Origin of the sequence: Brucella sp. NBRC 14130, assembly GCF_040371715.1 — a bacterium.
GTDB lineage: Bacteria > Pseudomonadota > Alphaproteobacteria > Rhizobiales > Rhizobiaceae > Brucella > Brucella intermedia.
In genome coordinates this window covers 241750-267264 of record NZ_BAABTE010000006.1, presented here as the reverse complement: position 1 = coordinate 267264, position 25515 = coordinate 241750, and the positions used below count along the sequence as shown (strand labels likewise).

Genomic DNA, 25515 nt, shown 5'->3' with positions numbered 1-25515 from the left:
CAGGTAGCATGATCATCCTCGGACTAACCGGCTCCATAGGGATGGGCAAAACAACGGCGGCGAACATGTTCGCCGAAGCCGGTGTGCCGATCTATAGCGCCGACGACGCGGTGCATCGCCTTTATTCCGGCCGCGCCGCGCCGCTGATCGAGGCGGCGTTTCCGGGCACTGTCGAAAACGGTTCGGTCAACCGGGAAAAGCTTTCCGCTGCCGTCATCGGAAAACCGGAAGCCCTGAAAAGACTGGAAGCCATCGTCCACCCGCTGGTGCGGGAGGAAGAGGAAACCTTTCGCCGCAATGCGCAGGAAGCGGGCGCGCCGCTGGCGCTGATCGACATTCCGCTGCTTTTCGAAACCGGCGGCGACAAGCGTGTGGACAAGATCGTGGTCGTCTCCGCCCCCGCCGAGGTGCAGCGCCCGCGCGTGCTGGCACGACCGGGCATGAGCGAGGAAAAGCTCGATGCCATTCTCGCCCGCCAGACGCCGGATGCCGAAAAGCGCGCAAGGGCAGATTTCATCATCGATACGAGCGGCAGTTTCGACAATCTGCGCCGCCAGATTAACGAGATCATTGCCGAATTGAGTGGAAAGCCGGCAGTCACTGCGCAATGACCGGCAGCGCCATGCTATAGCTATACGAGATTCTTCCCGTGAGGTTCTTCAATGCGTGAAATCGTTTTCGATACGGAAACCACCGGTCTGGAAAGACTGGAGGACCGCGTGATCGAAATCGGCGGCGTGGAACTGATCAACAAGTTTCCCACAGGCCGCACTTTCCATAAATACATCAACCCGCAGGGGCGTCAGGTTCATGCCGAGGCGCTTGCGGTGCACGGCATCAGCAACGAACAATTGCTGGACAAGCCGACATTCGCGGAAATTCTGGACGAGTTTCTCGAATTTTTCGACGGCGCGAAACTCGTCGCGCATAATGCCATGTTCGACCTTGGCTTCATCAATGCCGAACTTGCGCGGCTCGGACAGGCGGAAATCCAGGTGGAACGCGTTGTCGACACACTGGCGCTTGCCCGCCGCAAGCACCCGATGGGGCCGAACTCGCTCGACGCTTTGTGCAAACGCTACGGCATCGAGAACGGTCACCGCACCCTGCACGGCGCCTTGCTCGATTCCGAGATATTGGCGGAAGTCTATATCGAACTGATCGGCGGCAAGCAGACGGCGCTTGGCCTCAGCATCGGGGGAACCGCAAGCGGCAGCAATGCCGGGGACAGCGGCGCGGCCATCATCCTTGCGGCGCGCCCAAGACCGCTTGCCCCGCGCATTTCCGATGAGGAACGCGCGGCCCACGCGGCACTTGTGGCCAGGCTCGGCGACAAGGCCATCTGGAAGAAATATCTGTCCTAGAGCATTTCCAGCAAAAGTGTGAAACGTCTGCGCGGGGAAATCAGTTCACTGGACTGATTTCTTATCCCGCTTCGATGCGTTGTTAGAGCGGTTCCGCGATTCCTTTTTCACTGGAGCCGCTCAAAACCCCCAAACGAAAAAGCCCGGTCGAAACCGGGCTTTTTGCTTGATGAAGCCTGCGATCAGCTCTTCACGGCGGACTTGGCCTGTTCTTCGGCCATACGGCTCTGGAACATCTGCGCGAAATCGATCGGGTCGATCATCAGCGGCGGGTAGCCGCCATTGCGCGTTGCGTCGGCGATGATCTGGCGCGCGAACGGGAACAGGAGGCGCGGGCATTCGATGAACAGAAGCGGCAGCATGTGCTCCTGCGGGATGCCCTGAATGCGGAACACGCCGCCATAGACGAGTTCGGTGTTGAAGAGGACGTCCTTGCCGTCGACGGCCTTGGCTTCCAGCGTCAGCACGACGTCGAAATCCGTTTCGGAAAGCGGATTGGCGTTGACGTTCACGTTGATGTTGATGGACGGCGCCTTTTCGCGCGGGCGCAGCGACAGCGGCGCGCCCGGGCTTTCAAAGGACAGGTCCTTCACATATTGCGCCAGAATGTTGAGGGACGGCTCGGCCGTCGCGCCATTGCCGTTCTTTACTTCGCCCGCGGCCTTATCGCTCATTATCGGTATGCCTTCTATCGGTGATTAAAATTTGGGCCCCTCGGGCACAAGCTGCGCTTGTGCTGCCCCGAAAGGTCGGAATGTTTGGCTAGCATGTGCGCGGGCATGAGGCAAGAAAGGCTTTTTAGGTTAGTATTTGCGTATTCAATGATCCTTGCGGTCGTCTTTCCCGGGCAGGTTTTCGTTCGGCCTGGTGGTGTAATCCTCGGGATCGAGATCGATGATATGGTCCTGGCGCGGATTCTGGCCGGGGCGCTCCTGCCCGTAACCGGTCGAATAATGCGTGGACGTGGCGACGACCATGCGGCCGCGCATGAATTTTTCCCACAGGAAATCCCGAATGAAGGGAACGAACAGCAGGATGCCGATGGCGCTGCTCACAAAGCCCGGCACGATCAGCAGGATCGCCGCCAGAACCAGCATGGCGCCATGCACCACTTCACGGTCGGGGACGCGCCCGGCTGCCGTTTCGGTGCGAATACGCTGCAAAAGCCCGATGCCCTGCACACGCAGCAGAAAGAAACCCAGCATTGCGCTCAGAATGACAAGGCCCAGAGTCGCGAAAACGCCGATCTTGCTGCCGACGATGACGAAACCGGCAATTTCGATGAAAGGCATCGCCAGCAGGATGAAAGGGGCGAAAGAGGAGGACACGGAGGTACGACCTTTGTTGTTTGGTTCCGGGTTTCAGTCTAGCCTGAATTGTAACTTTTTGAGGTTCGGAACGAAATTGAAACTGTCTGTCATGCAATATCAAATAGGTACGCGTGATCGGGATTTGAATGATGACGTAAGCCGATCTATATGTATGGAATACAGACAGGGATAGGAAAGGCGCAACGCCGGTTCCTTCAATCAGCGGCAGGCGGCATGGAATTTTTTGATTTTGGCACGATATTCTTCTTCATCGCAGCGGTGATCATCTTTCTCCAGCTGAGGAATGTTCTTGGCCGTCGTACCGGAAACGAAAAACCGCCCTTCGATCCGTATACGTCCGCGCGCAGCGCCGATGCTGCACCGGCAGGCAGCGAGACCGACAATGTCGTCTCCCTCCCGCGTAGGACGGGCGAAAAGGATTTCACCGCCATCGACAAGGCCGCTCCGGCCGGCACGCCCGTCAATGACGGCCTGCGCGCGATTTATGCCGCCGATCCCTCGTTCGATCCGGCCAGCTTCGTGGATGGCGTGAAGATCGCCTATGAAATGATCGTGATGTCGTTTGCCGATGGCGATCGCAAGGTTCTGAAGAATCTGCTTTCCAAGGATGTCTATGAAGGGTTCGTTTCGGCCATCGATGAACGCGAGGCCCGCGGCGAGAGCGTGCGTTCGTCCTTCGTCGGCATCGACAAGGCGGAAATCACCGGCGCCGAGATGAAGGGATCGGAAGCGCATGTGACGGTCAACATCGTCAGCCAGATGATTTCCTCTACCTATGACAAGGACGGCAAGCTGATCGACGGCGATCCCGAAAACGTCCTCGAAATCAAGGACCTCTGGACCTTCGCCCGCGATACGCGGTCGCGCGATCCGAACTGGAAGCTTGTCGCGACCGAAGCGGAAGATTAAGAAAAAGCTTGTGAATCGGGCCGCTGACCCAACGCAGCGGCCTTTTTGTTTATGCATGATAGACGGATACGGCGATGAACGGCTTGGCGAGGATTTTGCGCCCGGTGGCTTTTTCCGATTGTCCGGGCTGGAACCGGGACGATCAGTCCGCCGCATTTGCTGCATTTCGCCGTTCAGCCGACCATGCTGCCCGCCAGACCTACAAAAGCGGCAGTCTCGGCATTGGTTTCGAAGCGCTGCAGCCGGTCTTTGCCGCTGCGCGCAGCCTCGACAATCCGGGCATGGAAGAAGCGCGTGCTTTCTTCGAACGGAATTTTATCCCCTGCCGCATCGTGCCGGATAGGGGACAAGGCTTTGTAACCGCATTCTATGAGCCGGAGATCGAAGCCTCGCTTCAAGCCGACGACCGTTTCAAGGTGCCGTTCCTGCGCCAGCCGGACGACCTCGTGAAGCTGACGGACGAGAATCGTCCACAGGGTTTCGATCCGTCCTTTGCCTTTGCGCGCCGGACGGAAAACGGTCTGGTGGAATATGACGACCGCCGGGCGATCGAGCGGGGCAGTCTTTCCGGGCGCGGACTGGAAATCGCTTTCGTCGCCGACCGGGTCGATGCGTTTTTCGCGCATGTGCAGGGTGCAGCGCGCCTGAAACTGCGCGATGGCCGAGTGTTGCGCATTACCTATGCGGCCAAGACCGGCCATCCGTTCACCGGGATAGGTCGCATTCTGGTCGCCGATGGCGAAATTCCGGCTTCTGAAATTTCCATGCAGGCGATCCGCCGCTGGCTGGCCGAACATCCCGACAGGGTCGATGATCTCATCTGGCGGAACCGGTCCTATATCTTCTTCCGCGAAGCGCCGGTTGACGATCCGGATGCCGGTCCCGTCGCTGCCGCAAAAGTTCCGCTCACCGCCGGGCGTTCGCTTGCCGTCGACAGATTGCTGCACACATTCGGGACGCCGATCCACGTCAGCGCGCCCACTGTCACCGTCTTTGACGGAGAGCCTTTTGCGCGGCTGATGATCGCACAGGACACCGGCACGGCTATCGTCGGCCCTGCCCGGGGTGATCTCTTCGCCGGTTCGGGCGATGGGGCGGGCGAGATCGCCGGCGGCGTGAAGAACGATGCCGAGTTTTATGCGCTGGTGCCGCGCAGCCTTCTGGGGGCTTGAGCGGGATGGCGCGCGCGACCGACAAGCCGGAAAAGGATTATCTGCGGCCCGAAGACCGCATTTTATGGGAAATGGTCGCGAAAACCGCAAAGCCGCTGGTAAAGCCGAAGGCGGAACCGGACGAGCTTCCCGATTTCAAGACATTGATGGCGGAAGAAGAAAAGCGCCCGGCAAAGGCGAAGGTCCAGCCTGCGGCAGAGGCGGGCAAGCCGAAAAAGGGCCTGTCGGCGCTCAGCGAAATGCAGGTTCAGTCGCTCGACAAGCCGACGCACCGAAAGCTCGCGAAGGGTCGCGTCGATATTGAAGCGCGCATTGACCTGCACGGTCTCACGCAGGGAGAAGCGCACGGCCTGCTTTACGGATTTCTGGTCAGCGCCCATGCGCGCGGGCTGCGCCACGTCATGGTCATCACCGGCAAGGGTCGGTCGTTCGGCAGCGAAGGGATTTTGCGGCAGGCGGTGCCGCACTGGTTCTCCACGCCGCTGTTCAGGCTTCTGGTCAGCGCCTATGAGGATGCGGCGCGTCACCATGGCGGGCATGGCGCCCTTTATGTAAGGCTTCGCCGCCAGACCCAGAACACGGCACAGCAGATATTGCCCGGAGGAAACAGGCCGCGATGACGCCATTTGGGATACGCCTGCGCGAGTTGCGGGAAGAGCGGGGGGTGACGCAGAAGGAAATGGCGGCGGCACTTCGCGTTTCACCGGCCTATCTGTCGGCGCTGGAACACGGACGGCGCGGCCAGCCGACCTGGGACCTGCTTCAGCGCATCATCACCTATTTCAACATCATCTGGGACGAGGCGGAAGAATTGCAGAACCTCGCCGCCGTGTCGCATCCGCGTGTGGTGATCGACACGTCGGGCCTGTCGCCGCAGGCGACGGAGCTTGCCAATCTTCTGGCGCGCAATATCCGCATCATCGACCGCGAGACGATCAAACATCTGAGCGAGGAAATTGAAGCCGCTCGCAAACGCCGCCGGGGAAACAGACCGGCGGGTTGAAAGCCTTACCGGTCACTGCGGGTTGGACGGGCCGTATAATGTGTAGGATTTGGGAACGCCCATGAACCATTCCGTCGAAAGCTTCGCATTCGGCGCGTAACCCTGGAATTCCTTGAGCGTCAGGATCTGGATTTCGTTGAAATAGTCCCGGATATGTTCTTCCGTCGGTTTTGACATGAAGCGCCAGGGCGAAATGCGCACTGCATGTCTGGCCACCGAGCGGGGAAGCCAATGCAAGGCCGGGCAGAAGAAATGCGGCTCGATGGGAAACACGAAGGCCGGCGTCTGGATGAAGAAATAGTTGGAGACGCGCTGCACCTCCTTCACCAGATTGGCCCGCAGATGCAGCGGCACATGCTCGATGACCGAATTGCAAACGGCCACATCGAAGGACTTGTCCTCGAAAGGCAGGTGCTCGCCGTCATAAAGGACGACCTTCATATGTCCGAAATCACCGCTGAAGGACCGTGCCTGGCCGTCATCGCGGATGTTGACCAGCGTGATGTCCCTTGGAACGTTGACGGCATCCTGCTTTTCCCAGAAATGGCGCGAGCCGCCCACGTCGCAAATCTTCAGCGAGGTGAAATCCGGCAGGGCCTCGCGGAAAAGCGCGCCGCGCTTGCGGCGAAAATATTCCGACGAAGAGTGGACGAGCCGGTCCCAGGCGGTTGATTTGACATTGCGTTCGACACGGCTCATCTGCAGCTCTCTTCCCATCCCCGATAAATTGTAGGGATATACCTAGCTGGTTTCATTTTTCCGGTCATCAGAAAACAAGGCTAGTTGTTAAAAGAGTGTATCGCCGTCCTTTTATTAGGTTCACTTAAAATAAACTGCGCAACTCGTCCAACTTGGAATTGACCAGCCAGCCATAGTAGTTTTCCTGCGGCAGCACAGGTTCCTGGCCGTCTGCCTTGCGCCTGGCGTTTTCACTGGCCAGCGCCCGCGCCCGTGCTTCCGCGCCGCCCGTATTGTAGAGCGTGGCGGTGAGGCCCGGATTCTTCGAAATGTCGAAATCGGCGATCTGCCGGTAGGAGTTGATCGACTGTTTCAGCGTTGCCGCGATGTATGGCAGCGTCAGGTCGGGGTCCATGATCGTCTTGTAGACCACATTGCCGTCCTCGGCGTTGAGCTTGGGCAGGCCGGAAACGCGGTTCACCATGTCCGACATCTGCAAGGCCGTCAGCGGGTTGATCTGGCCCAGGCCAAATGTCTGGCCCGCATAGAAGGGCTGGAAGAACACCGCGCTGAAGCGGTTGTTGGGATAGGCGTTGCCGCCGACCGACTTGCCGCGGAAATTCTTGTTCCAGACGTTTTCACGGCAGGACCACAGCGAATAGCTGTCCTTGTGCTTCAGGCAGTCGGCAAATTCCGGGCGCTTGATGAACTGGCCGATGCTCTCGCCATTATAGCCGAAGCTGACGCCCTGGTTCACATAGGACATGGCCTTGACGTAATAGGTCTGCAGCCGGTCATAGACATCGACATTATAGGTATGTTCGCCGACGATCGCGCCGACGATATGGATCGGATCAATGCCATAGGCCGCTGCCGTGGAACGGATCTTGGAGCGCAGCGAGGCATCCTTTTTGAGCAGACTGTAGATCTTCTGATATTTCTTCTCGTAGGTCGTGCTCAGTTCGCGCGTGCGCTTGGCGGATGCTCCGGGGATCGGCGGCTGTTCCGCATTGCGGTTGCCGGGAGGGACAAGTGTTGCCGCATGGGCGCTCTGGCTGGCTACGATAAAGGCGAGGCAAAGGCCCGCAATGCGGTTCAGTGATCTGGTCATTATGCGGAAACAGCCCCGATATGGTGAAGATCTGGTAAATTTGCCGGAAAATAGAAAACCCCCCGATGCAAGTCGAGGGGTTTTTGCGCATTCCTTGATAAGTGGCCGGAAGCCGTGGCTTTCCGGTCACTTACGGGCCTCTTCGTCAGAGAATGAAGCGCGACAGATCGGTATTCTTGGCAAGGCCGCCGATCTTGTCTTTGACATAGGCCGCGTCGATGGTGAAGACCGCGCCGGTCTTGTCGGGAGCGGTGAACGAGATTTCGTCCAGAACCCGTTCCATCACCGTCTGCAACCGGCGGGCGCCGATATTTTCAACCGTTGCATTGAGGTCGACGGCGATGTCGGCCAAAGCATCGATTGCGTCGTCGGTAAAGGTGAGCTTCACCTCTTCCGTCTCCATCAGGGCGATATACTGCTTGATCAGGCTCGCTTCGGTTTCCGTCAGGATGCGGCGGAAGTCCTCGCGGGTCAGCGCGTTCAACTCCACCCGGATGGGCAGTCGGCCCTGCAATTCCGGCAGCAGGTCGGACGGCTTGGAAACGTGGAACGCGCCGGATGCGATGAACAATATATGATCGGTCTTCACCGGTCCGTATTTGGTCGCAACCGTCGTGCCTTCGACCAGCGGCAGGAGATCGCGCTGCACGCCTTCGCGTGAAACGCCCGCCCCCATGCCGCCTTCCCGCGAGGCGATCTTGTCGATCTCGTCGATGAACACGATGCCCTCGTCTTCGGTGACCCGAAGCGCTTCCTGCACGATCTGCTCCTGATCCAGAAGCTTGTCGGATTCATCGTTGATCAGGATCGCATAGGAATCCTTCACCGTGGTCTTGCGCGTCTTGGTGCGCCCGCCCATGGCCTTGCCCAGCATGTCGGAGAGGTTCATGACGCCGATATTGGCGCCCGGCATGCCCGGTATCTCGAAGCTCGGACCGGAGCCGGTATCGGCGACCTCGATTTCGATTTCCTTGTCGTCCAGCTCGTTATTGCGCAGCTTCTTGCGGAAGCTGTCGCGCGTCGCGGGGCTGGCGGTCTTGCCGACCAGCGCTTCCAGCACGCGTTCCTCGGCATTGAGATGCGCCTTCGCCTTCACGTCCTCGCGGCGCTTTTCGCGCACCAGCGTGATGGCAACCTCGACCAGATCGCGGATGATCTGCTCCACGTCGCGGCCGACATAGCCGACTTCGGTGAACTTGGTCGCTTCCACCTTGACGAAAGGCGCACCGGCGAGCCGGGCGAGACGACGGGAAATCTCCGTCTTGCCGACGCCGGTCGGTCCGATCATCAGGATGTTCTTCGGCATGACCTCTTCGCGCATCTGGCCTTCGAGCTGCTGGCGGCGCCAGCGATTGCGCAACGCAATGGCGACGGCGCGCTTGGCGTCGTTCTGGCCGATGATGAAGCGGTCGAGTTCCGAGACGATTTCACGGGGGGAGAAGTTACTCATGATTATAACCCACTTTGCCACTGCTTGATGAACTCGAACGGATGCAGCAGCATGATCACGTTGAGCGTAAGGTTGTCGCGGATGACGATCAGCGCCAGAACTTCAAAGAACAGCGCGATGGCGACGGTTATTTTCGTTGGCAGTCTGGCTGCGAGCAGGAAGCCGATCAGGGCGGCAACCGTGTCGGAGACCGAATTCACGATGCTGTCGCCGAAATAGTCCACCGAGGACGTATTGGCGCGATAGCGCTCGATGATGAAACTCGAGTTCTCGACCAGTTCCCACAGGGCTTCGATGCCGACCGCCGCTGCAAGCCTCAGGCCGAGCGGGGCTTTGGGGGCGATGATCGTGAACAGCCAGTAGAACAGGAAGCCATGGATGATGTGCGACAGCGTATACCAGTCGGATATATGCTGCGAGTTTTCGGACATCAGCGAACCGGACCATAATTTTATGGTCCCGCATTCGCACATGGCGATCCGCCCGTCGAGGTGAAGCCAGAAGGCTTGGACCGCGAGTATGGCGAGAACGATCAGGGCGCCGAGGCCCCAGCGTTGCGCACTCGGTTTCGAGGCCTGCGCGAGCGAGCTCATTCTGCGTCCAGGCTTTCCACGATGACGTTGTGGTTGGTGTAGATGCAGATATCGGCTGCGATCTCCATCGCCTTGCGGGCGATTTCCTCGGCTGACTTGTCCGTATCGACGAGGGCGCGTGCGGCGGCGAGCGCATAATTGCCGCCCGAACCGATGGCCATCACGCCATGTTCGGGTTCAAGCACGTCGCCGGTGCCGGTCAGCGCCAGCGTCACCTTGCTGTCGGCGACCAGCATCATGGCTTCCAGCTTGCGCAGGTAGCGGTCGGTGCGCCAGTCCTTGGCCAGTTCCACCGAAGCGCGCATGAGCTGGTCGGGATATTGCTCGAGTTTGGCTTCGAGCCGTTCCAGAAGGGTGAAGGCATCGGCGGTTGCGCCTGCAAAACCGGCAATCACATTGCCCTTGCCGATACGGCGAACCTTGCGCGCATTGCCCTTCATGACGGTATTGCCGAGCGAAACCTGTCCGTCACCGGCGATGACGACCTTGCCGCCCTTGCGAACGGTAACGATGGTCGTGCCGTAAATTGTCGTGGGATGATGTTCGATCATGGATGCTCCTTTGGCGGCACAGGCAATCCCGGAAGGCAATTGCAGATGCCCCTTGATCTAGAGCATTTCCTGTTCGCTTGAATCATCGGAAATGCTCTAACTGTTTTTAACGCGCATCCTGTTCCGAAAACCGCTTCGCACTTTTCGGGATGCGCTCTGTTGGGAAACAGGCTCCGTCAGCCATCGGCGGATGAATCGTGCTTCGGTGAGAATATTTAAGAACGTATCGATGAATTGCAAATGCCGAATTGCAGCTTGCCTGACCGGCAAAAGGAATTGGCAAAGTGGGCAAGCTGTTCTAGAACGCCTCCAAGCTATGTAATGAGGAAAGCTTATGACTGCTGAAAGCACCCGCAAGGCAAGCATCGAACGCTCCACGAAGGAAACGAGCATTGCTGTTTCCGTCGATCTGGATGGCGTCGGCAAGTTCGACATCACCACCGGTGTCGGCTTCTTCGATCATATGCTGGAGCAGCTTTCCCGACATTCGCTGATCGATATGCGCGTGATGGCCAAGGGCGACCTGCATATCGACGATCACCATACGGTGGAAGATACCGGCATCGCGCTCGGCCAAGCCATTGCCAAGGCGCTCGGCGAGCGTCGCGGCATCGTGCGCTATGCTTCGATGGACCTCGCCATGGACGATACGCTGACCGGCGCTGCCGTCGACGTGTCGGGACGCGCCTTCCTGGTCTGGAACGTCAATTTCACGACCTCCAAGATCGGCGCATTCGACACCGAACTGGTGCGCGAGTTCTTCCAGGCTTTCGCGATGAACGCAGGCATCACGCTGCATATCAACAATCATTATGGTGCCAACAACCACCATATCGCGGAATCGATCTTCAAGGCCGTGGCCCGGGTTCTGCGCATGGCGCTCGAAACCGATCCGCGCCAGAAGGATGCAATTCCCTCCACAAAGGGTTCACTGAAAGGGTAAGCCATGGCGCAATTCGTCGTTCTTGAACCGGAAGATACTCAAAATCTTGAGCAAGCCGTGTTCGTGCGCGATGGATTCCATGTATGGGCGCTGGTCCTCCCCTTTGTCTGGCTGCTGGCGCAGCGTCTGTGGTTCGAAGCCTTTGCCGTGGTGGGCGTCACGATCCTGCTCGGGCTGGTCGCGACCCATTTCGGTATCGAAGGCGCGGTGCCGGTTCTGACCTTGCTCATGTCGCTCTTCGTCGCGCTGGAAGGCGCCAACTGGAAGATCGCCCGGCTGCTGCGGCGGGGTTTCGTCGAAAAGGCGGTCATCGATGCATCCGATCTGGAAGAAGCGGAAATCCGCTATTTCTGTCGCCTCGAGGATGCGGGCCAGCCGGTAGCGCCGGTTGCGGACAAGCTTGCCCTTCAGCCTGCCCCTCACTGGGCGCAGCAGCCTCCTCGTCCCGCCTATTCCTCATTTGGCTCGACCATCGGGTTTGTCGGCCATCGCGGAGAAAACTGAAAATGCGTGTTGCAATCATCGATTACGGCTCCGGCAATCTGCGCTCGGCCACCAAGGCTTTTGAGCGTGCAGCACTTGAGAGCGGTATCGCGGCGCAGATCGAATTGACGGCGGATGCCGACCGTGTGGCGACGGCTGACCGCATCGTGCTGCCGGGTGTTGGCGCCTATGCCGACTGCCGTCGCGGCCTCCATGCCGTGCCGGGCATGGTGGATGCGCTGGAAGACGTCGTGCTGAAAAAGGCGCACCCTTTCCTCGGCATCTGCGTGGGCATGCAGCTTATGTCCGAGCGCGGGCTTGAAAAGGAAGTCACCGAGGGGCTCGGCTGGATCGCGGGCGATGTGCGCGAAATGACACCATCCGACCCGACGCTGAAGATTCCGCAGATCGGCTGGAACAGGATTCACGTGAAACATTCCCATCCGATCTTCGAGGGAATCGAGACCGGCGAGAACGGATTGCACGCCTATTTCGTGCATTCCTATATGTTCGATGCGAAGAACAGGTCCGACATTCTGGCAGTCACCGATTACGGCGGCGATGTCACCGCAGCGGTCGGGCGCGACAATATGGTGGGAACCCAGTTCCATCCTGAAAAGAGCCAGCTGCTTGGCCTTTCGCTCATCGCCAATTTCCTGAAATGGAAGCCCTGAGACCATGATCCTTTTTCCCGCCATCGATTTGAAAGACGGTCAATGCGTGCGCCTGAAGCTCGGCGACATGGATCAGGCCACCGTCTATAATGAAGACCCGGCAGCACAGGCCAGGGCCTTCGAGGATCAGGGCTTTGAATGGCTGCATGTGGTCGATCTCAACGGTGCCTTTGCCGGCGAAAGCGTCAATGGCAAGGCCGTGGAAGCGATCCTGAAAGCCACCAAAAACCCGGTGCAGCTCGGCGGTGGCATCCGCACGCTCCAGCATATCGAGAACTGGCTTTCCAAGGGGTTGCGCCGTGTCATCCTCGGCACGGTTGCCGTGCGCGATCCGGCGCTGGTGATCGAGGCCTGCAAGGCGTTTCCGGGTCAGGTCGCCGTCGGCATTGATGCCAAGGGCGGCTATGTGGCCGTCGAGGGCTGGGCGGAAGCCTCCGAGCTGGGCGTGATCGAACTGGCGAAGAAGTTTGAAGGCGCAGGCGTTGCCGCCATCATCTATACCGATATCGACCGCGACGGCGTTCTGGCCGGCATCAACTGGGATTCGACGCTTGCGCTCGCGGACAGCGTTTCCATCCCGGTGATCGCATCGGGCGGCCTCGCCTCGATGGATGACATCAAACGTCTTGCCGCTCCTGATGCCCGCAAGCTGGAAGGCGCGATTTCCGGTCGCGCGCTTTACGATGGCCGCATCGATCCGGCGGAAGCCTTGTCTGTACTGAGGGCCACAGCATGACCTTGAAAGCACGCGTAATTCCCTGCCTCGATGTTAAAGAGGGCCGCTCCCGCCTGCCCGCAGCGAACAGTCCGGCAAAGGCCGGACCGCGAGGACAGGCAAAACTGAAAAGAGACGCGGCAGATCGAGGACAACCATGCTGAAAGCAAGAGTGATACCGTGCCTCGATGTGAAAGACGGACGCGTCGTCAAGGGCGTCAACTTTGTCGATCTGATCGATGCCGGTGATCCGGTGGAAGCTGCCCGCGCTTATGATGCGGCGGGCGCGGACGAACTGTGCTTCCTCGACATCACGGCGTCTTCGGACAATCGCGAGACAATTTTCGATGTGGTGGCCCGCACGGCAGAACAGTGTTTCATGCCGCTCACCGTTGGGGGCGGCGTGCGTCAGGTGGCCGACATTCGCAAGCTGCTTCTGGCCGGTGCCGACAAGGTTTCGATCAATACGGCTGCGGTGAAAAACCCGGAATTCGTTGCCGAAGCTGCGGACAAGTTCGGCGACCAGTGCATCGTCGTTGCCATCGACGCCAAGAAGGTGTCCGGCGACGGCGAGGCCGACCGTTGGGAAATCTTCACCCATGGCGGACGCCAGACGACAGGCATCGATGCGGTGGAATTTGCGCAGAAGGTGGTGAGCCTCGGTGCTGGCGAAATCCTGCTGACCTCGATGGATCGCGATGGCACCAAGGCCGGTTACGACGTGGCCCTGACGCGGGCCGTGGCTGACAGCGTGCGCGTTCCGGTCATTGCATCGGGCGGTGTCGGCAATCTCGATCACATGGTTGCGGGCATTCGCGACGGACACGCGACGGCAGTTCTCGCAGCATCCATCTTCCACTTCGGCACCTATACGATTGGCGAGGCCAAGCGCTATATGGCCGAAGCTGGCATTCCGATGCGGCTTGATCCGGTTCGCTGAACAATACAGGAAACACCACAATGAGCCAGTTCACTCTTTCCGACCTTGAACGGATCGTCGCGGAACGTGCCAGCGTGACGGACGGCTCGTCCTATACGGCAAGCCTGGTGGCCAGGGGCCCGTCGCGGGCGGCGAAAAAGCTTGGCGAGGAAGCCGTGGAAACGGTCATCGCCGCCGTCGAAGGCAACCGCGCGGAGGTGGTGACGGAAAGCGCCGACCTGCTTTATCACCTGCTGGTGGTTCTCAAGGTTGCAGGCGTTTCGCTTGATGAGGTGCTTCAGGAGTTGCAACGCCGCACGGCGCAGACCGGCCTTGAAGAAAAAGCCGGTCGTCCGAAAGCCTAAATGCAAATTGGACTGGAAGCTGCTAGTGCAGAATTGGCGTTGAGGGAGAGCAGCGACAATATGTGGGAAAAAGTGGATCAGCTAACGCCGTCGCGTTACTCGCCTTACCGCTTCTTTTCGGCAGAGGAATGGGCGGGCTTTCGCGCCGATACGCCCCTTACCCTGACTTATGATGAGGTCAAGCGGCTGCGTTCGCTGGGCGACCCCATCGATCTCGATGAGGTGCGGCGCATCTATCTGTCGCTGTCGCGCTTGCTGTCGGCGCATGTGGAGGCGAGCCAGCTTCTGTTCGAGCAGCGCAAGCAGTTCCTCAACATGGAGGAGTCGTTCAAGACGCCGTTCATCATCGGCATTGCCGGTTCGGTCGCGGTCGGGAAATCCACGACCGCACGTATCCTGAAAGAGCTTCTTGCCCGCTGGCCGTCGAGCCCGAAGGTCGACCTCGTGACGACCGACGGTTTTCTTTATCCCAATGCGGTCCTGCGCGAGCAGAACATGATGGAGCGCAAGGGCTTTCCCGAAAGCTACGATGTCGGCGCGGTCTTGCGCTTCCTGTCGGCGATCAAGGCCGGCATGAGCCAGGTGCGCGCCCCACTCTATTCGCACTTAAGCTACGACGTCTTGCAGGGCGAATATCAGCTCGTCGACAAGCCGGACATCCTGATCTTTGAAGGCATCAATGTGCTGCAGGTGCGCGATCTGCCGGAAGACGGCAAGATGGTGCCCTTCGTGTCGGATTTCTTCGATTTCTCCATCTATATCGATGCGGAATCGGAACTGATCCACAAATGGTATATCGACCGCTTCATGCGGCTGCGGGAGACCGCCTTCGTCAATCCGGAATCCTTCTTCCATCGCTATTCGCAGCTTTCCGAAGATGCGGCGCGTTCGATTGGCGAAGGGCTGTGGAACAATATCAACCTGAAGAACCTCAAGGATAACATCCTGCCGACGCGCCCGCGCGCCGATCTGATCCTGCGCAAGGGCAGCGATCACCTGATCGAGGAAGTCGCGCTCAGGAAGATATGAAGAAGGGCCGGTTTCCGGCCCTTTTCTTTTGGTGGAAAGCAGCGGGTCAGGCGGTGCAGTCGCGCATGAAGCGCTCAAGATACGCATCGAAGACGGCTGGTGTCTCGCGGAAGGGCGCATGCCCCGCCCCGTCTATGATGTGGGCCTTGCCTTCCCACAGATTGCCGAACCGGACTTTCGAGACGAAATCCAGTTCGACGAAAGGCTCGTCGCGCCCGTTGACCACAGCTATGGGAAGCGTCGCCGCGGCAACGATATCGCGCTGGTTTCCGCCGGTCCCGGCTGCAAACTTCTCGAACATGATGCGCCGCGCGCGTCCATCCGTGCGGGCAACAATATCGAGCAACCCCTCTTCGAACGGTTCGCCGCAGGTGCTGCGCGCATAGGATTCGACATCGCGGGCGGAAAAGACTTCCTGCCCCGCCAGCGCCATGTCGGGACCGCTCTTGAACCCCTGCCCCACTTCCTCCCGCGCCACGGGCGGCGTGCCGGTGATCATCAGGCTGCGCATGCCGGAAAAGCGCGAGATCATCTCGATGCCGATATGGCCGCCGAGCGACCAGCCAAAGACAACCGCCTCGGAAATGCCGAGCTTCGCCAGCACTTCCGTCATCGCGTCGGCATAGCCCTCCATGGAATAGCTGCGGTCCGGATCGAGCGCATCGCCCGACTGGCCATGGCCCGGCAGGTCCGGCGCGATTATCCGCCAGCTCCGGCCAATCTCGCCTTCAAGCTGGGGCGCGAAGATTGCGCCCGCGCTGGAATTGCCGTGAATCATCAGAAGCGGCATCCCCTCGCCCGCGCTTTCACGGATGGCAATTCTGCCGTGGCTGGTTTCAAGCTCGCGATAATTGATCGTCATGTCCTCTGTTCCCACAGTCTGGATAATTTAGTCGAAGGAAACCTTTCCTCGGCCCTTCTTGATGTCGGATCGTCCGGATTTGGCCTTGAGGCGGCGTTCGATGGAGCCTTTTGTCGGTCTGGTCTTCTTGCGCGGCGGCGGCGGTGGTTCGGCCGCCTTGGCAATAAGCGCGATCAGCCGTTCGCGGGCGTCCTCGCGGTTACGCTCCTGGGTGCGGAAACGATTGGCTTCAATCAGGATATCGCCGTCCTTGGTGCCCTTCTGTCCGGCGAGCTTGAACAGCCGCGACAGGATATCCTCCGGCAGGCCGGAGCGGGCGGCGTGAAACCGCAGTTGCACGGCGGTGGAAACCTTGTTGACGTTCTGGCCGCCGGGTCCGGAGGCACGGATAAAGCTTTCCTCCAGATCGTCTTCACGGATCGTCAGGCGATTGGTGATGCGGATGATGTTCCGGTTCTCTTCCATGACGAGGAGATATACCGCTTTGTATCCCTTATACAAAAGAAAAACCCGGCCTTTCAGCCGGGCTCTCCCTCCTCCTCAGGATGGTAAAAGCATGTCCCCAAAAACTGGGAACCGGTTTTTGGATAAAGACATGCGTAGAAAAAGCTATTCCGCGGCGATGCGGATCGCCGGAGCCGCGTCCTTCACCTCGTGATCGACATGGCTTTCGAACTTCTCGAAATTCGTGACGAACATGTCGACCAGCTTCCTGGCCTGCGCGTCATAGGCAGCCTTGTCGGCCCAGGTCGAACGCGGATCGAGGATGGATTTGTCCACGCCCGGCACTTCGACCGGAACCGCAAAGCCGAAATTCGGATCGATGCGGAATTCGGCATTGTTCAGCGAGCCGTCGAGCGCGGCTGCAAGCAGGGCGCGGGTTGCCTTGATCGGCATGCGCTTGCCGGTGCCATAGGCGCCGCCGGTCCAGCCGGTATTGACCAGCCAGCAATCAACCTTGTGCTCGGCGATCAGCTTGCGCAGCAGGTTGCCGTATTCCGAAGGATGGCGCGGCATGAACGGTGCGCCGAAGCAGGTCGAGAAGGTTGCTTCCGGTTCGGTCACACCCTTTTCGGTACCGGCGACCTTGGCCGTATAGCCGGACAGGAAGTGGTACATGGCCTGTGCCGGCGTCAGCTTGGCGATCGGAGGCATCACGCCGAAGGCATCGGCGGTAAGCATGATGATGTTCTTCGGCTGGCCGCCCTTGCCCGTCTTCGATGCGTTCGGAATGAAGTCGAGCGGATAGGCGCAACGGGTGTTTTCGGTCAGCGAGCCGTCGTCGAAATCCGGCTGGCGGTGTTCGTCGAGAACGACATTTTCCAGAACCGTGCCGAAACGCTGCGTGGTCGCATAGATTTCCGGCTCCGCTTCGGCGGACAGGCGGATGGTCTTGGCGTAGCAGCCGCCTTCGAAGTTGAAGATGCCGTGTTCGCCCCAGCCGTGCTCGTCATCGCCGATCAGCGTGCGGGTCGGGTCGGCGGAAAGCGTGGTCTTGCCGGTGCCGGACAGGCCGAAGAAGACGGCCGTGTCGCCATTCGGGCCTTCATTGGCCGAGCAGTGCATCGGCATGACGCCCTTGGCAGGCAGGATGTAGTTGAGTGCGGTGAAGACCGATTTCTTCATTTCGCCGGCATAGGAGGTGCCGCCGATCAGCACGATCCTGCGGGCCAGGTCGACCGCGATCACCGTTTCGGTGCGCACGCCATAGCGTTCCGGATCGGCCTTGAAGGACGGCAGGTCGATGATCGTCATTTCCGGCACGTAGGAAGCAAGGGCTTCCTGCTCGGGGCGGATCAGAAGATTGCGGATGAACAGCGAATGCCAGGCATATTCGGTGATGACGCGGGCATTGATCTTGTTGTCGGCATCGGCGCCGCCGATCAGATCCTGAACGAACAGCTCCTTGCCCTTCGCATGTTCGATGAAATCGGCATGAAGCAGGTCGAAGGCCTCGCGGCTCATCGGCTTGTTGTTGTCCCACCAGACGTGATCTTCGGTGTCGGCGTCGCGCACGACGAACTTGTCCTTCGGCGAGCGGCCCGTGTGCTGGCCGGTGCGTGCGACGAGCGCACCCTGCGCCGACAGTTCGGCTTCGCCCCGGCGGACGGTTTCCTCATAAAGACGCGCTGGTCCAAGATTGTAAAAGACTGCGGAGAGTTCCTTCAGTCCTGAAGTGGCAATGGAAGCGGCCGTGTTGTGAATGCCGGTCTCTCTCATGATGTCTCCGCCGTGGTTTGACAATTGATCGGTCTCTTTTCGCGTCATCAGACTGAACGCAAAACAGAGGATGGCAGTCAGAAACAGATTAATCGTGGCAATTCAAATATTTAATCGATTTAAAATTTTTGAATTTTTTTTAAATCGGTTAACCTGTGTGTTATGAGCCGTTCGATTCCGGGAATGTCAGCCCTGCGGCCATTAACCAAACGGCGATTCGGTGAGACGCAGTTCCACTGCTTCTTGGGGTGCCGCCACATTTTGTACCTAATTTGTACTGCACAAGCAGGCGCATTATACTAATATCGACGCCGAACCGGACGTTCGATCCAGGAATCCGCCAGTTTCTGGCGGCCGAAAGACGAAAAACGTCAGACGTCACCGGCTGGAGATACCGGTCGGCTTAGTTGAAGGAGAAAGGTTCGCATGAAGGAAGCCTCGGCAACGCAGACAATTGCGCTGGTCGACGACGACCGCAACATCCTGACCTCCGTGTCCATTGCGCTGGAATCGGAAGGCTATCGGGTTGAAACCTACACCGATGGCGCATCCGCGCTGGATGGTCTGATGGCGCGTCCGCCCAATCTTGCGATCTTCGATATCAAGATGCCGCGCATGGACGGCATGGAGCTTCTGCGCCGCCTGCGCCAGAAATCCGACCTGCCCGTCATCTTTCTGACCTCCAAGGACGACGAGATCGACGAGCTTTTCGGCCTCAAGATGGGCGCGGATGATTTCATCACCAAGCCGTTCTCGCAGCGCCTTCTGGTGGAGCGCGTCAAGGCGGTGCTTCGCCGGGTTGCCTCACGCGACGGCACGGCCAAGCCGACCGGGCAGCAGGCGAAGTCGCTTGAACGCGGCCAGCTGGTCATGGATCAGGAACGCCACACCTGCACCTGGAAGGGCGAACCGGTCACGCTGACGGTCACCGAATTCCTGATCCTTCATTCGCTGGCGCAGCGTCCGGGTGTGGTGAAAAGCCGTGACGCCCTCATGGATGCGGCCTATGATGAGCAGGTCTATGTGGATGACCGTACCATCGACAGCCATATCAAGCGCCTGCGCAAGAAGTTCAAGGCGGTTGACGACGATTTCGAAATGATCGAAACGCTCTATGGCGTCGGCTATCGCTTCCGCGAGGCCTGATAGATAATTACATATCGCCAGTCCGCGAGGCCTGGCGATAGCTTAATGAGAGCAGACAGGCGACATGGTCGCAGAAACCCGGAACGACGGCCTCGTCGGCCAGAAATCGGATTTGCGCGAACGCAGGGCCCGGCGGCAGCGCTCGGTGTTCTGGCGTCGCTTCTTTGCGCCCCTGCGCAAGTTTCTCGGCCAATATCTGTTCTCGAGCCTGACGCGCCGCATCCTGTTTCTCAATCTGGCGGCGCTGGCGGTTCTCGTTTCCGGCATTCTTTATATGAATCAGTTCCGCGAGGGACTGATCGACGCAAAGATCGAAAGCCTGCTCACGCAGGGCAAGATCATCGCAGGCGCGATCTCGGCTTCGGCGACGGTCGACACCAATTCGCTGATGATCGACCCGGAAAAGCTTCTGGAACTGCAGGCCGGACAAAGCCTGACGCCCTCGCCGGATTCCCCGGATAACTGGGAGTTTCCCATCAATCCGGAAAAGGTCTCCCCGTTGCTGCGCCGGCTGATCTCGCCCACGAGCACCCGGGCGCGCATCTATGATCGCTATGCCAACATGCTGCTCGATTCGCGCGCGCTCTATTCGCCGAGCTTCCCTTCGGCGGGGCCGGTGCTGCGCTATGACCTGCCGCCGATCGAGGAAGAGACCCCATCCATCTGGGAACGCGCCGGAACATGGATTTCGCACCTGTTCTACGGCGGCGGCCTGCCGGTCTATCAGGAACAGCCCGGCGGCAACGGCCTCGCCTATCCGGAAATCGTCAAGGCACTGGCCGGTTCACCGCAAACGGCGCAGCGGCGCAACGAAAAGGGCGAGCTGGTCGTCTCCGTAGCCGTGCCGATCCAGCGTTCGCGCGCAATCCTGGGCGTCCTCCTGCTTTCCACCGAGGGCGACGATATCGACAAGATCGTGCAGGCCGAACGCATGGCGGTTTTCCGCGTGTTCGGCGTCGTGTCGCTCGTCATGGTTATCCTGTCGCTTTTCCTCGCATCAACGATTGCAAGCCCGCTGCGCAAGCTTTCCGCCGCCGCCGACCGCGTGCGTCACGGCGTGAAAAGCCGCGTCGAGATTCCCGATTTCTCGGAACGCCAGGATGAAGTCGGCCATCTTTCCACGTCCATCCGCGAGATGACCGATTCGCTTTATACGCGTATCGAGGCTATCGAAAGCTTTGCCGCCGATGTCAGCCACGAGTTGAAGAACCCCCTCACCTCGCTGCGCAGCGCCGTCGAAACGCTGCCGCTGGCCAAGACCGAGGAATCGCGCAAACGGCTTCTCGACATCATCCAGCACGACGTTCGCCGTCTCGACCGCCTGATCACCGATATTTCCGATGCCTCGCGTCTGGATGCGGAACTTGCGCGCGAACATATCGACCGCGTGGACATGAAGACGCTCCTGACCAATCTCGTCACGGCAGCGCGCGAAGTGCGCCGCAACAAGGTCGGGACGGAGATCGTCTTCAATACCGGCAAGCTGCCAGCTGGAAAGAAGGGTTTTTATGTTGCCGGTCACGACCTGCGTCTCGGCCAGGTGGTGAGCAACCTGATCGAGAATGCCCGTTCCTTCGTCCCCGACGATACGGGCCGCATCGTGGTGACGCTTTCCGGCGAAGGCAGCCGCCTGCGCGTGCTGGTCGAGGATAACGGCCCCGGCATTCCGATCGAAAATATCGAGCGCATCTTCGAGCGCTTCTATACGGATCGCCCGGCATCCGAGGCTTTCGGACAGAATTCCGGTCTGGGGCTTTCGATCAGCCGCCAGATCATCGAGGCGCATGGCGGCACGCTGACGGCTGAAAACATCGTCGATCCCGCAAAGCCCGACCAGTTCAAGGGCGCGCGTTTCATCGTCGATCTGCCGGCAAGCGCATGACGCCGGAAGAGGAAAAAAGCGGACTTCACGCGACGACGCTTCAGGTGCGAGGTCGCGGCGTCATGATCCTTGGACGCTCGGGCGCGGGCAAGACGGAGCTTGCGCTGACGCTTGTTGAAAGAGCGCTCCTGCGCGGGGAGGCGGCATCGCTGGTCGCCGACGACCGCACATTGCTTCATGTGGAAGACGGCAGGCTGGTCGCCAGTGTTCCCGCAGCCCTCGCCGGTGGCGTGGAGATTCGCGGCGCGGGGCTTTTCAAGGTGACTTTCGTGGAGGCGGCGCCGCTTTATCTCGTCGTCAGGCTTGTGGATCGTGACGAGGCGGAACGCTATCCAAGCGGCGAGACATGGGAATTCGAAGGCGTTTCGCTGCCCCGGCTTCTTTTGCCGGCTTTATCGTCGAACGGTGATTCCAACGCGCTTTCGCGGGCCATCGAGGCCAGTTTGTTCTACGAAAAATGGCCTTCGGACGACGGGTGAAGCGGGCTTCGTTACGAATCGATTAATATTTCGCCGCACTGCGGCATTTTGCTTTTTTCATGGCAGCGTGGGAATTTTTCACTTGCTATCAAGATTTGCGCTGCCAAGATGCACAACTCGCCGGCGTTTTTCCGGCGTGGTTTCAGTGCCATCTGACACTCTGGCGGGGTGATGCGGCGGGCACGCGACGGGAGCTTTTATAGTATGATCGGACTCGTGCTTGTCACGCACGGAAGATTGGCCGAAGAGTTTTTGCATGCTGTCGAGCATGTAGTCGGGCCGCAGGACAATTTCGAGACCGTATGCATCGGTGCCGAAGACGATATGGAACAGCGTCGGCGGGATATCGTTGACGCGGTGGAGCGCGCCGATAACGGCAGCGGGGTCATCATTCTGACCGATATGTTCGGCGGTACGCCGTCCAATCTCGCCATTTCCGTCATGAAGGAAGGCAAGGTCGAAGTCATCGCAGGTGTCAATCTGCCGATGCTGATCAAGCTGTCGAGCGTGCGCATCGGGGGCGACATCAAGACGGCGCTGCGCGAGGCGCAGGATGCGGGGCGCAAATACATCAATGTTGCGAGCCAGGTCCTGACAGGAAAGTAATTCATGCACTCCAGCGTGCCCGTTACCGGTCAATACGAACCCGAAACCGCAGTTTCCCGATCCTTCGAGATCGTCAACAAGCGCGGCCTTCATGCCCGCGCCTCGGCTAAGTTCGTGCAGCTGGTCGATGGCTACAACGCCCATGTCCGCGTGAGCAAGGACGGCATGACCGTGGGCGGCACGTCGATCATGGGCCTGATGATGCTTGCCGCATCGCCCGGCTGCTGCATTGATGTGAGCGCTTCCGGCGAGCAGGCCGATGCCGTGCTCGACGCGCTCCAGACGCTCATTGCCGACAGGTTCGGCGAAGAATGCTGAAGCACGAAACCGCTGCCGCCGTGGGAAATCTCCACGATCCGGTGGCCGTTTTCGATGCAGGGATCGGCAGTTACGCGCTGGTTGAACTGATAAGGCGCAGCCAGCCGCAGCGCGACATCATCTATTTTGCCGACCGGGCGAGTTTTCCTTATGGCGCCAAAAGCCGCGATCGGCTGCTTTCGATCATGCGCCATACGATCCGCTATCTGACCGGCCTTGGCGCGCAAACCATCGTGCTTGCGTCCAATGCGCCCTCGGTCATGGTTCTCGACGCCCTGAAAAGCGAGTTTGCCGTGCCGGTCCACGGTGTTGCGCCGCCGGTTCGCGCCGCATTAGCGGTGAGCCGCAGCGGCAAGGTTGCGGTCATGGGCGTACGCTCCATGATCGAAAGCGAAGAGCTCGCGCGCTTTGTCCGGGCCGAGGCCGACCGTCCGGAGGACGTTGCCCTGATCAATGCGTCGGCGATGGTGGAACTGGTGGAAAACGGCGCTTTTCTTCGGCAGCCGGTTGAGACCGGGCAGAAGGTCGCCGCGTTCTGCGATGAGATTGCCGCAAGCCACCCGCGCATCGACACGCTGACCCTCTCCAGCACCCATCTGCCATGGCTGCGATCGTTCTTCGAGACCGCGCGTCCGGACTGGCGGTTTCTGGACCCCGCAGACGATGTAATCGCCGCGCTCCCGCAACCCTTGGGCGGTTCAGGCCGCACGGTCGCCCTTGTCACGGAAAGCGACGCCTATCCCGTTTCCGGATTTCGCCGCATGCTGGAAATATTGCAGGTCGATCTTCCTTTGACGGTCGTCGATCCCGCATCCGGCAAACCTGCCTGATATGCACGTATAAAGATTTCTTTATATTGCGTTGTGCTTCGGCCCGCAATCTGCTAGTCAGATCGCCAGCCGGAGCGCTTTCCCGCCTGGAAAGCTGCCCCACATTGGAATGCAATTCCGGTGGCTGATTACATCTTTATCGAGCTGGAACTGCCTTTTATTGGAGCACGCGATGACCGCAAGCCAAGATTTTGTCGTCAAGGATCTTAGCCTGGCCGATTGGGGCCGCAAGGAACTCGACATCGCAGAAACCGAAATGCCGGGCCTGATGGCTGCCCGCGAGGAATTCGGCAAGTCGCAGCCGCTGAAGGGCGCGCGCATTTCCGGATCGCTGCACATGACGATCCAGACCGCCGTTCTGATCGAAACGCTGCAGGCGCTTGGCGCACAGGTCCGCTGGGCTTCCTGCAATATTTTCTCCACGCAGGATCACGCCGCCGCCGCGATTGCCGCAACCGGCACGCCGGTTTTCGCCATCAAGGGCGAGACGCTTGAAGAATACTGGACCTATACCGACAAGATCTTCCAGTGGCCGGACGGCGAACCATCCAACATGATCCTCGATGATGGCGGCGACGCCACCATGTATATCCTCATCGGCGCGCGCGCCGAAGCGGGCGAGGACGTTCTGTCGAACCCCGGTTCGGAAGAAGAGGAAGTGCTTTTCGCGCAGATCAGGAAGCGCATGGCTGAAACGCCGGGCTTCTTCACGCGCCAGCGCGACGCCATCAAGGGCGTGACGGAGGAAACCACCACCGGTGTCAACCGTCTTTACCAGCTGCAGAAGAAGGGCCTCCTCCCCTTCCCGGCCATCAACGTCAATGACAGCGTCACCAAGTCGAAGTTCGACAACAAGTATGGCTGCAAGGAATCGCTCGTCGATGGCATTCGTCGCGGCACCGACGTCATGATGGCAGGCAAGGTTGCCGTCGTGTGCGGTTATGGCGATGTCGGCAAAGGCTCCGCCCAGTCGCTCGCCGGTGCAGGCGCGCGCGTCAAGGTGACCGAGGTCGATCCGATCTGCGCGCTGCAGGCCGCGATGGACGGTTTCGAGGTCGTGACGCTCGATGACGCCGCTTCGACCGCGGACATCATCGTGACCACGACCGGCAACAAGGACGTGATCACCATCGACCATATGCGCAAGTTCAAGGATATGGCGATCGTCGGCAATATCGGTCACTTCGACAATGAAATTCAGGTGGCTGCACTTCGCAACCTGAAATGGACCAATGTAAAGCCGCAGGTCGACCTCATCGAGTTCCCGGACGGCAAGCGCATCATCCTGCTTTCCGAAGGCCGCCTGCTCAATCTGGGCAACGCAACCGGCCATCCGAGCTTCGTCATGTCGGCATCGTTCACCAATCAGGTTCTGGGCCAGATCGAGCTGTTCACCCGCACCGATGCCTACAAGAATGAAGTCTATGTGCTGCCGAAACATCTCGACGAGAAGGTCGCTCGCCTGCATCTCGACAAGCTCGGCGCCAAGCTGACTGTGCTTTCCGAGGAACAGGCCGCCTATATCGGCGTCACTCCACAGGGCCCGTTCAAGTCAGAACACTACAGGTATTAACCATACATTAAGCATTGCACTACATGTTGAGACCGGGCGGTTGACAAGCCGCCCGGTCTTTCTTTTTGCGTGCAAGATGCTTCACGTGGATTCGCCGGAAGGGTATTGTGTAGGCGAATCAAGGTGTTTGAGCGGGTGTTTGCGTTGCGCGTTTTTTGCCGGTTGTGGCGGGAAGCGAGAGGACGATTCATCCCCGGAATACCTCAAAACGGGTTGGTCATCGTGCACTGTGGCGGCGTGCGTATGGTCAGGCTTTGATGTGTATTGAAGTGTTTTAATACGGCCAGTCTGCCTTTGCGGCAGTTTTCA

30 protein-coding genes are annotated in these 25515 nt (G+C 59.4%); 20 read left to right on the top strand and 10 right to left on the bottom strand.

Annotated elements, in window-relative coordinates:
- The first annotated feature begins 8 nt into the window (after positions 1-8).
- Complete coding sequence (coaE, locus tag ABWW28_RS14800; protein WP_021587546.1) at positions 9-611, top strand: dephospho-CoA kinase; 603 nt, start codon at positions 9-11, stop codon at positions 609-611.
- 51 nt (positions 612-662) lie between these two features.
- On the top strand, positions 663-1364 hold the full coding sequence (gene dnaQ, locus ABWW28_RS14795; RefSeq protein WP_021587547.1) for a DNA polymerase III subunit epsilon: 702 nt from the start codon (positions 663-665) through the stop codon (positions 1362-1364).
- A gap of 182 nt (positions 1365-1546) precedes the next feature.
- Here dnaQ and secB read toward each other — a convergent pair whose 3' ends face one another.
- Together secB and ABWW28_RS14785 are read right to left on the bottom strand one after the other, a co-directional pair.
- Positions 1547-2038, bottom strand: a complete 492-nt coding sequence (gene secB, locus ABWW28_RS14790) for a protein-export chaperone SecB (RefSeq protein WP_006468052.1) — start codon at positions 2036-2038, stop codon at positions 1547-1549.
- Positions 2039-2182: 144 nt separating this feature from the next.
- Complete coding sequence (locus ABWW28_RS14785) at positions 2183-2692, bottom strand: FxsA family protein (RefSeq protein ID WP_176588063.1); 510 nt, start codon at positions 2690-2692, stop codon at positions 2183-2185.
- A 216-nt stretch (positions 2693-2908) separates the two neighbouring features.
- Between ABWW28_RS14785 and ABWW28_RS14780 the strand changes: the two genes are divergently transcribed.
- From ABWW28_RS14780 to ABWW28_RS14765, 4 genes are all read left to right on the top strand, one after another.
- Positions 2909-3604, top strand: coding sequence for a Tim44/TimA family putative adaptor protein (locus ABWW28_RS14780; RefSeq protein WP_006472846.1), 696 nt, complete (start codon positions 2909-2911; stop codon positions 3602-3604).
- Positions 3605-3678: 74 nt separating this feature from the next.
- Positions 3679-4776 (top strand): murein transglycosylase A, encoded by a 1098-nt coding sequence (gene mltA / locus ABWW28_RS14775; protein ID WP_021587549.1) that lies wholly within the window; start codon positions 3679-3681, stop codon positions 4774-4776.
- Between the two features lie 5 nt (positions 4777-4781).
- Positions 4782-5396, top strand: a complete 615-nt coding sequence (locus tag ABWW28_RS14770; RefSeq protein WP_006472845.1) for a Smr/MutS family protein — start codon at positions 4782-4784, stop codon at positions 5394-5396.
- On the top strand, positions 5393-5779 hold the full coding sequence (locus ABWW28_RS14765; protein WP_006468057.1) for a helix-turn-helix domain-containing protein: 387 nt from the start codon (positions 5393-5395) through the stop codon (positions 5777-5779). The genes ABWW28_RS14770 and ABWW28_RS14765 overlap by 4 nt, the downstream gene beginning before the upstream one ends.
- 12 nt (positions 5780-5791) lie before the next feature.
- On the opposite strand, the gene ABWW28_RS14760 is transcribed toward ABWW28_RS14765, so the two are convergent.
- The 5 genes from ABWW28_RS14760 to hslV all read right to left on the bottom strand — a co-directional run bounded on the left by ABWW28_RS14760 (position 5792) and on the right by hslV (position 10162).
- Positions 5792-6478 carry a class I SAM-dependent methyltransferase gene (locus ABWW28_RS14760; RefSeq protein ID WP_021587550.1) on the bottom strand — a complete coding sequence of 229 codons (687 nt, stop codon included), beginning with the start codon at positions 6476-6478 and terminating at the stop codon, positions 5792-5794.
- A gap of 124 nt (positions 6479-6602) precedes the next feature.
- Complete coding sequence (locus ABWW28_RS14755) at positions 6603-7568, bottom strand: DUF1402 family protein (RefSeq protein ID WP_021587551.1); 966 nt, start codon at positions 7566-7568, stop codon at positions 6603-6605.
- Positions 7569-7713: 145 nt separating this feature from the next.
- Entirely contained in the window at positions 7714-9018 is a 1305-nt protein-coding gene (gene hslU / locus ABWW28_RS14750; protein WP_021587552.1) for an ATP-dependent protease ATPase subunit HslU, read from the bottom strand.
- 2 nt (positions 9019-9020) lie between these two features.
- The gene (locus tag ABWW28_RS14745; RefSeq protein ID WP_006468060.1) at positions 9021-9611 is read right to left on the bottom strand and encodes a DUF2585 domain-containing protein; all 591 of its coding nucleotides are present in this window, start codon (positions 9609-9611) and stop codon (positions 9021-9023) included.
- Positions 9608-10162 carry an ATP-dependent protease subunit HslV gene (gene hslV / locus ABWW28_RS14740; protein ID WP_006468061.1) on the bottom strand — a complete coding sequence of 185 codons (555 nt, stop codon included), beginning with the start codon at positions 10160-10162 and terminating at the stop codon, positions 9608-9610. Before hslV ends, ABWW28_RS14745 begins: the two co-directional genes overlap by 4 nt.
- A 334-nt stretch (positions 10163-10496) precedes the next feature.
- Here hslV and hisB point away from each other — a divergent pair, with 334 nt between their 5' ends.
- The 7 genes from hisB (at position 10497) to coaA (ending at position 15290) form a co-directional block, all read left to right on the top strand.
- Positions 10497-11105 (top strand): imidazoleglycerol-phosphate dehydratase HisB, encoded by a 609-nt coding sequence (gene hisB, locus ABWW28_RS14735; protein ID WP_006468063.1) that lies wholly within the window; start codon positions 10497-10499, stop codon positions 11103-11105.
- A 3-nt stretch (positions 11106-11108) separates the two neighbouring features.
- Positions 11109-11609, top strand: coding sequence for a DUF2628 domain-containing protein (locus ABWW28_RS14730; RefSeq protein WP_128006138.1), 501 nt, complete (start codon positions 11109-11111; stop codon positions 11607-11609).
- 2 nt (positions 11610-11611) lie between these two features.
- Positions 11612-12262: an imidazole glycerol phosphate synthase subunit HisH gene (gene hisH / locus ABWW28_RS14725; protein WP_021587554.1), complete on the top strand. Its 651-nt coding sequence runs from the start codon at positions 11612-11614 to the stop codon at positions 12260-12262.
- A gap of 4 nt (positions 12263-12266) precedes the next feature.
- Positions 12267-12998, top strand: a complete 732-nt coding sequence (gene hisA, locus ABWW28_RS14720) for a 1-(5-phosphoribosyl)-5-[(5-phosphoribosylamino)methylideneamino]imidazole-4-carboxamide isomerase (protein ID WP_021587555.1) — start codon at positions 12267-12269, stop codon at positions 12996-12998.
- Between the two features lie 136 nt (positions 12999-13134).
- Positions 13135-13917: an imidazole glycerol phosphate synthase subunit HisF gene (hisF, locus tag ABWW28_RS14715; RefSeq protein ID WP_006468068.1), complete on the top strand. Its 783-nt coding sequence runs from the start codon at positions 13135-13137 to the stop codon at positions 13915-13917.
- A 20-nt stretch (positions 13918-13937) separates the two neighbouring features.
- Complete coding sequence (locus ABWW28_RS14710) at positions 13938-14261, top strand: phosphoribosyl-ATP diphosphatase (RefSeq protein ID WP_021587556.1); 324 nt, start codon at positions 13938-13940, stop codon at positions 14259-14261.
- Between the two features lie 60 nt (positions 14262-14321).
- Entirely contained in the window at positions 14322-15290 is a 969-nt protein-coding gene (coaA, locus tag ABWW28_RS14705; RefSeq protein WP_021587557.1) for a type I pantothenate kinase, read from the top strand.
- Between the two features lie 46 nt (positions 15291-15336).
- Here the strand turns inward: coaA and ABWW28_RS14700 are convergent, their stop codons facing one another.
- The 3 genes from ABWW28_RS14700 to ABWW28_RS14690 form a co-directional block, all read right to left on the bottom strand.
- Positions 15337-16152, bottom strand: coding sequence for an alpha/beta fold hydrolase (locus ABWW28_RS14700; RefSeq protein WP_021587558.1), 816 nt, complete (start codon positions 16150-16152; stop codon positions 15337-15339).
- A gap of 27 nt (positions 16153-16179) precedes the next feature.
- A complete protein-coding gene (gene arfB, locus ABWW28_RS14695; protein ID WP_031347121.1) occupies positions 16180-16617 on the bottom strand; it encodes an alternative ribosome rescue aminoacyl-tRNA hydrolase ArfB in 438 nt (145 codons plus the stop codon).
- 144 nt (positions 16618-16761) lie between these two features.
- Positions 16762-18372, bottom strand: a complete 1611-nt coding sequence (locus ABWW28_RS14690; protein WP_151658420.1) for a phosphoenolpyruvate carboxykinase — start codon at positions 18370-18372, stop codon at positions 16762-16764.
- 426 nt (positions 18373-18798) lie between these two features.
- Between ABWW28_RS14690 and ABWW28_RS14685 the strand changes: the two genes are divergently transcribed.
- From ABWW28_RS14685 to ahcY, 7 genes are all read left to right on the top strand, one after another.
- Positions 18799-19518, top strand: coding sequence for a response regulator transcription factor (locus ABWW28_RS14685; protein WP_021587561.1), 720 nt, complete (start codon positions 18799-18801; stop codon positions 19516-19518).
- Between the two features lie 64 nt (positions 19519-19582).
- Positions 19583-21400, top strand: a complete 1818-nt coding sequence (locus tag ABWW28_RS14680; RefSeq protein WP_021587562.1) for a sensor histidine kinase — start codon at positions 19583-19585, stop codon at positions 21398-21400.
- Positions 21397-21879 (top strand): HPr kinase/phosphorylase, encoded by a 483-nt coding sequence (locus ABWW28_RS14675; RefSeq protein WP_021587563.1) that lies wholly within the window; start codon positions 21397-21399, stop codon positions 21877-21879. Before ABWW28_RS14680 ends, ABWW28_RS14675 begins: the two co-directional genes overlap by 4 nt.
- 204 nt (positions 21880-22083) lie before the next feature.
- Positions 22084-22485: a PTS sugar transporter subunit IIA gene (locus ABWW28_RS14670; protein WP_006472522.1), complete on the top strand. Its 402-nt coding sequence runs from the start codon at positions 22084-22086 to the stop codon at positions 22483-22485.
- 3 nt (positions 22486-22488) lie between these two features.
- The gene (locus ABWW28_RS14665) at positions 22489-22803 is read left to right on the top strand and encodes an HPr family phosphocarrier protein (protein ID WP_021587564.1); all 315 of its coding nucleotides are present in this window, start codon (positions 22489-22491) and stop codon (positions 22801-22803) included.
- On the top strand, positions 22797-23633 hold the full coding sequence (locus tag ABWW28_RS14660) for a glutamate racemase (RefSeq protein ID WP_151658421.1): 837 nt from the start codon (positions 22797-22799) through the stop codon (positions 23631-23633). The genes ABWW28_RS14665 and ABWW28_RS14660 overlap by 7 nt, the downstream gene beginning before the upstream one ends.
- A 172-nt stretch (positions 23634-23805) precedes the next feature.
- Positions 23806-25206 carry an adenosylhomocysteinase gene (gene ahcY / locus ABWW28_RS14655; RefSeq protein ID WP_021587566.1) on the top strand — a complete coding sequence of 467 codons (1401 nt, stop codon included), beginning with the start codon at positions 23806-23808 and terminating at the stop codon, positions 25204-25206.
- The last annotated feature ends 309 nt before the right edge of the window (positions 25207-25515 follow it).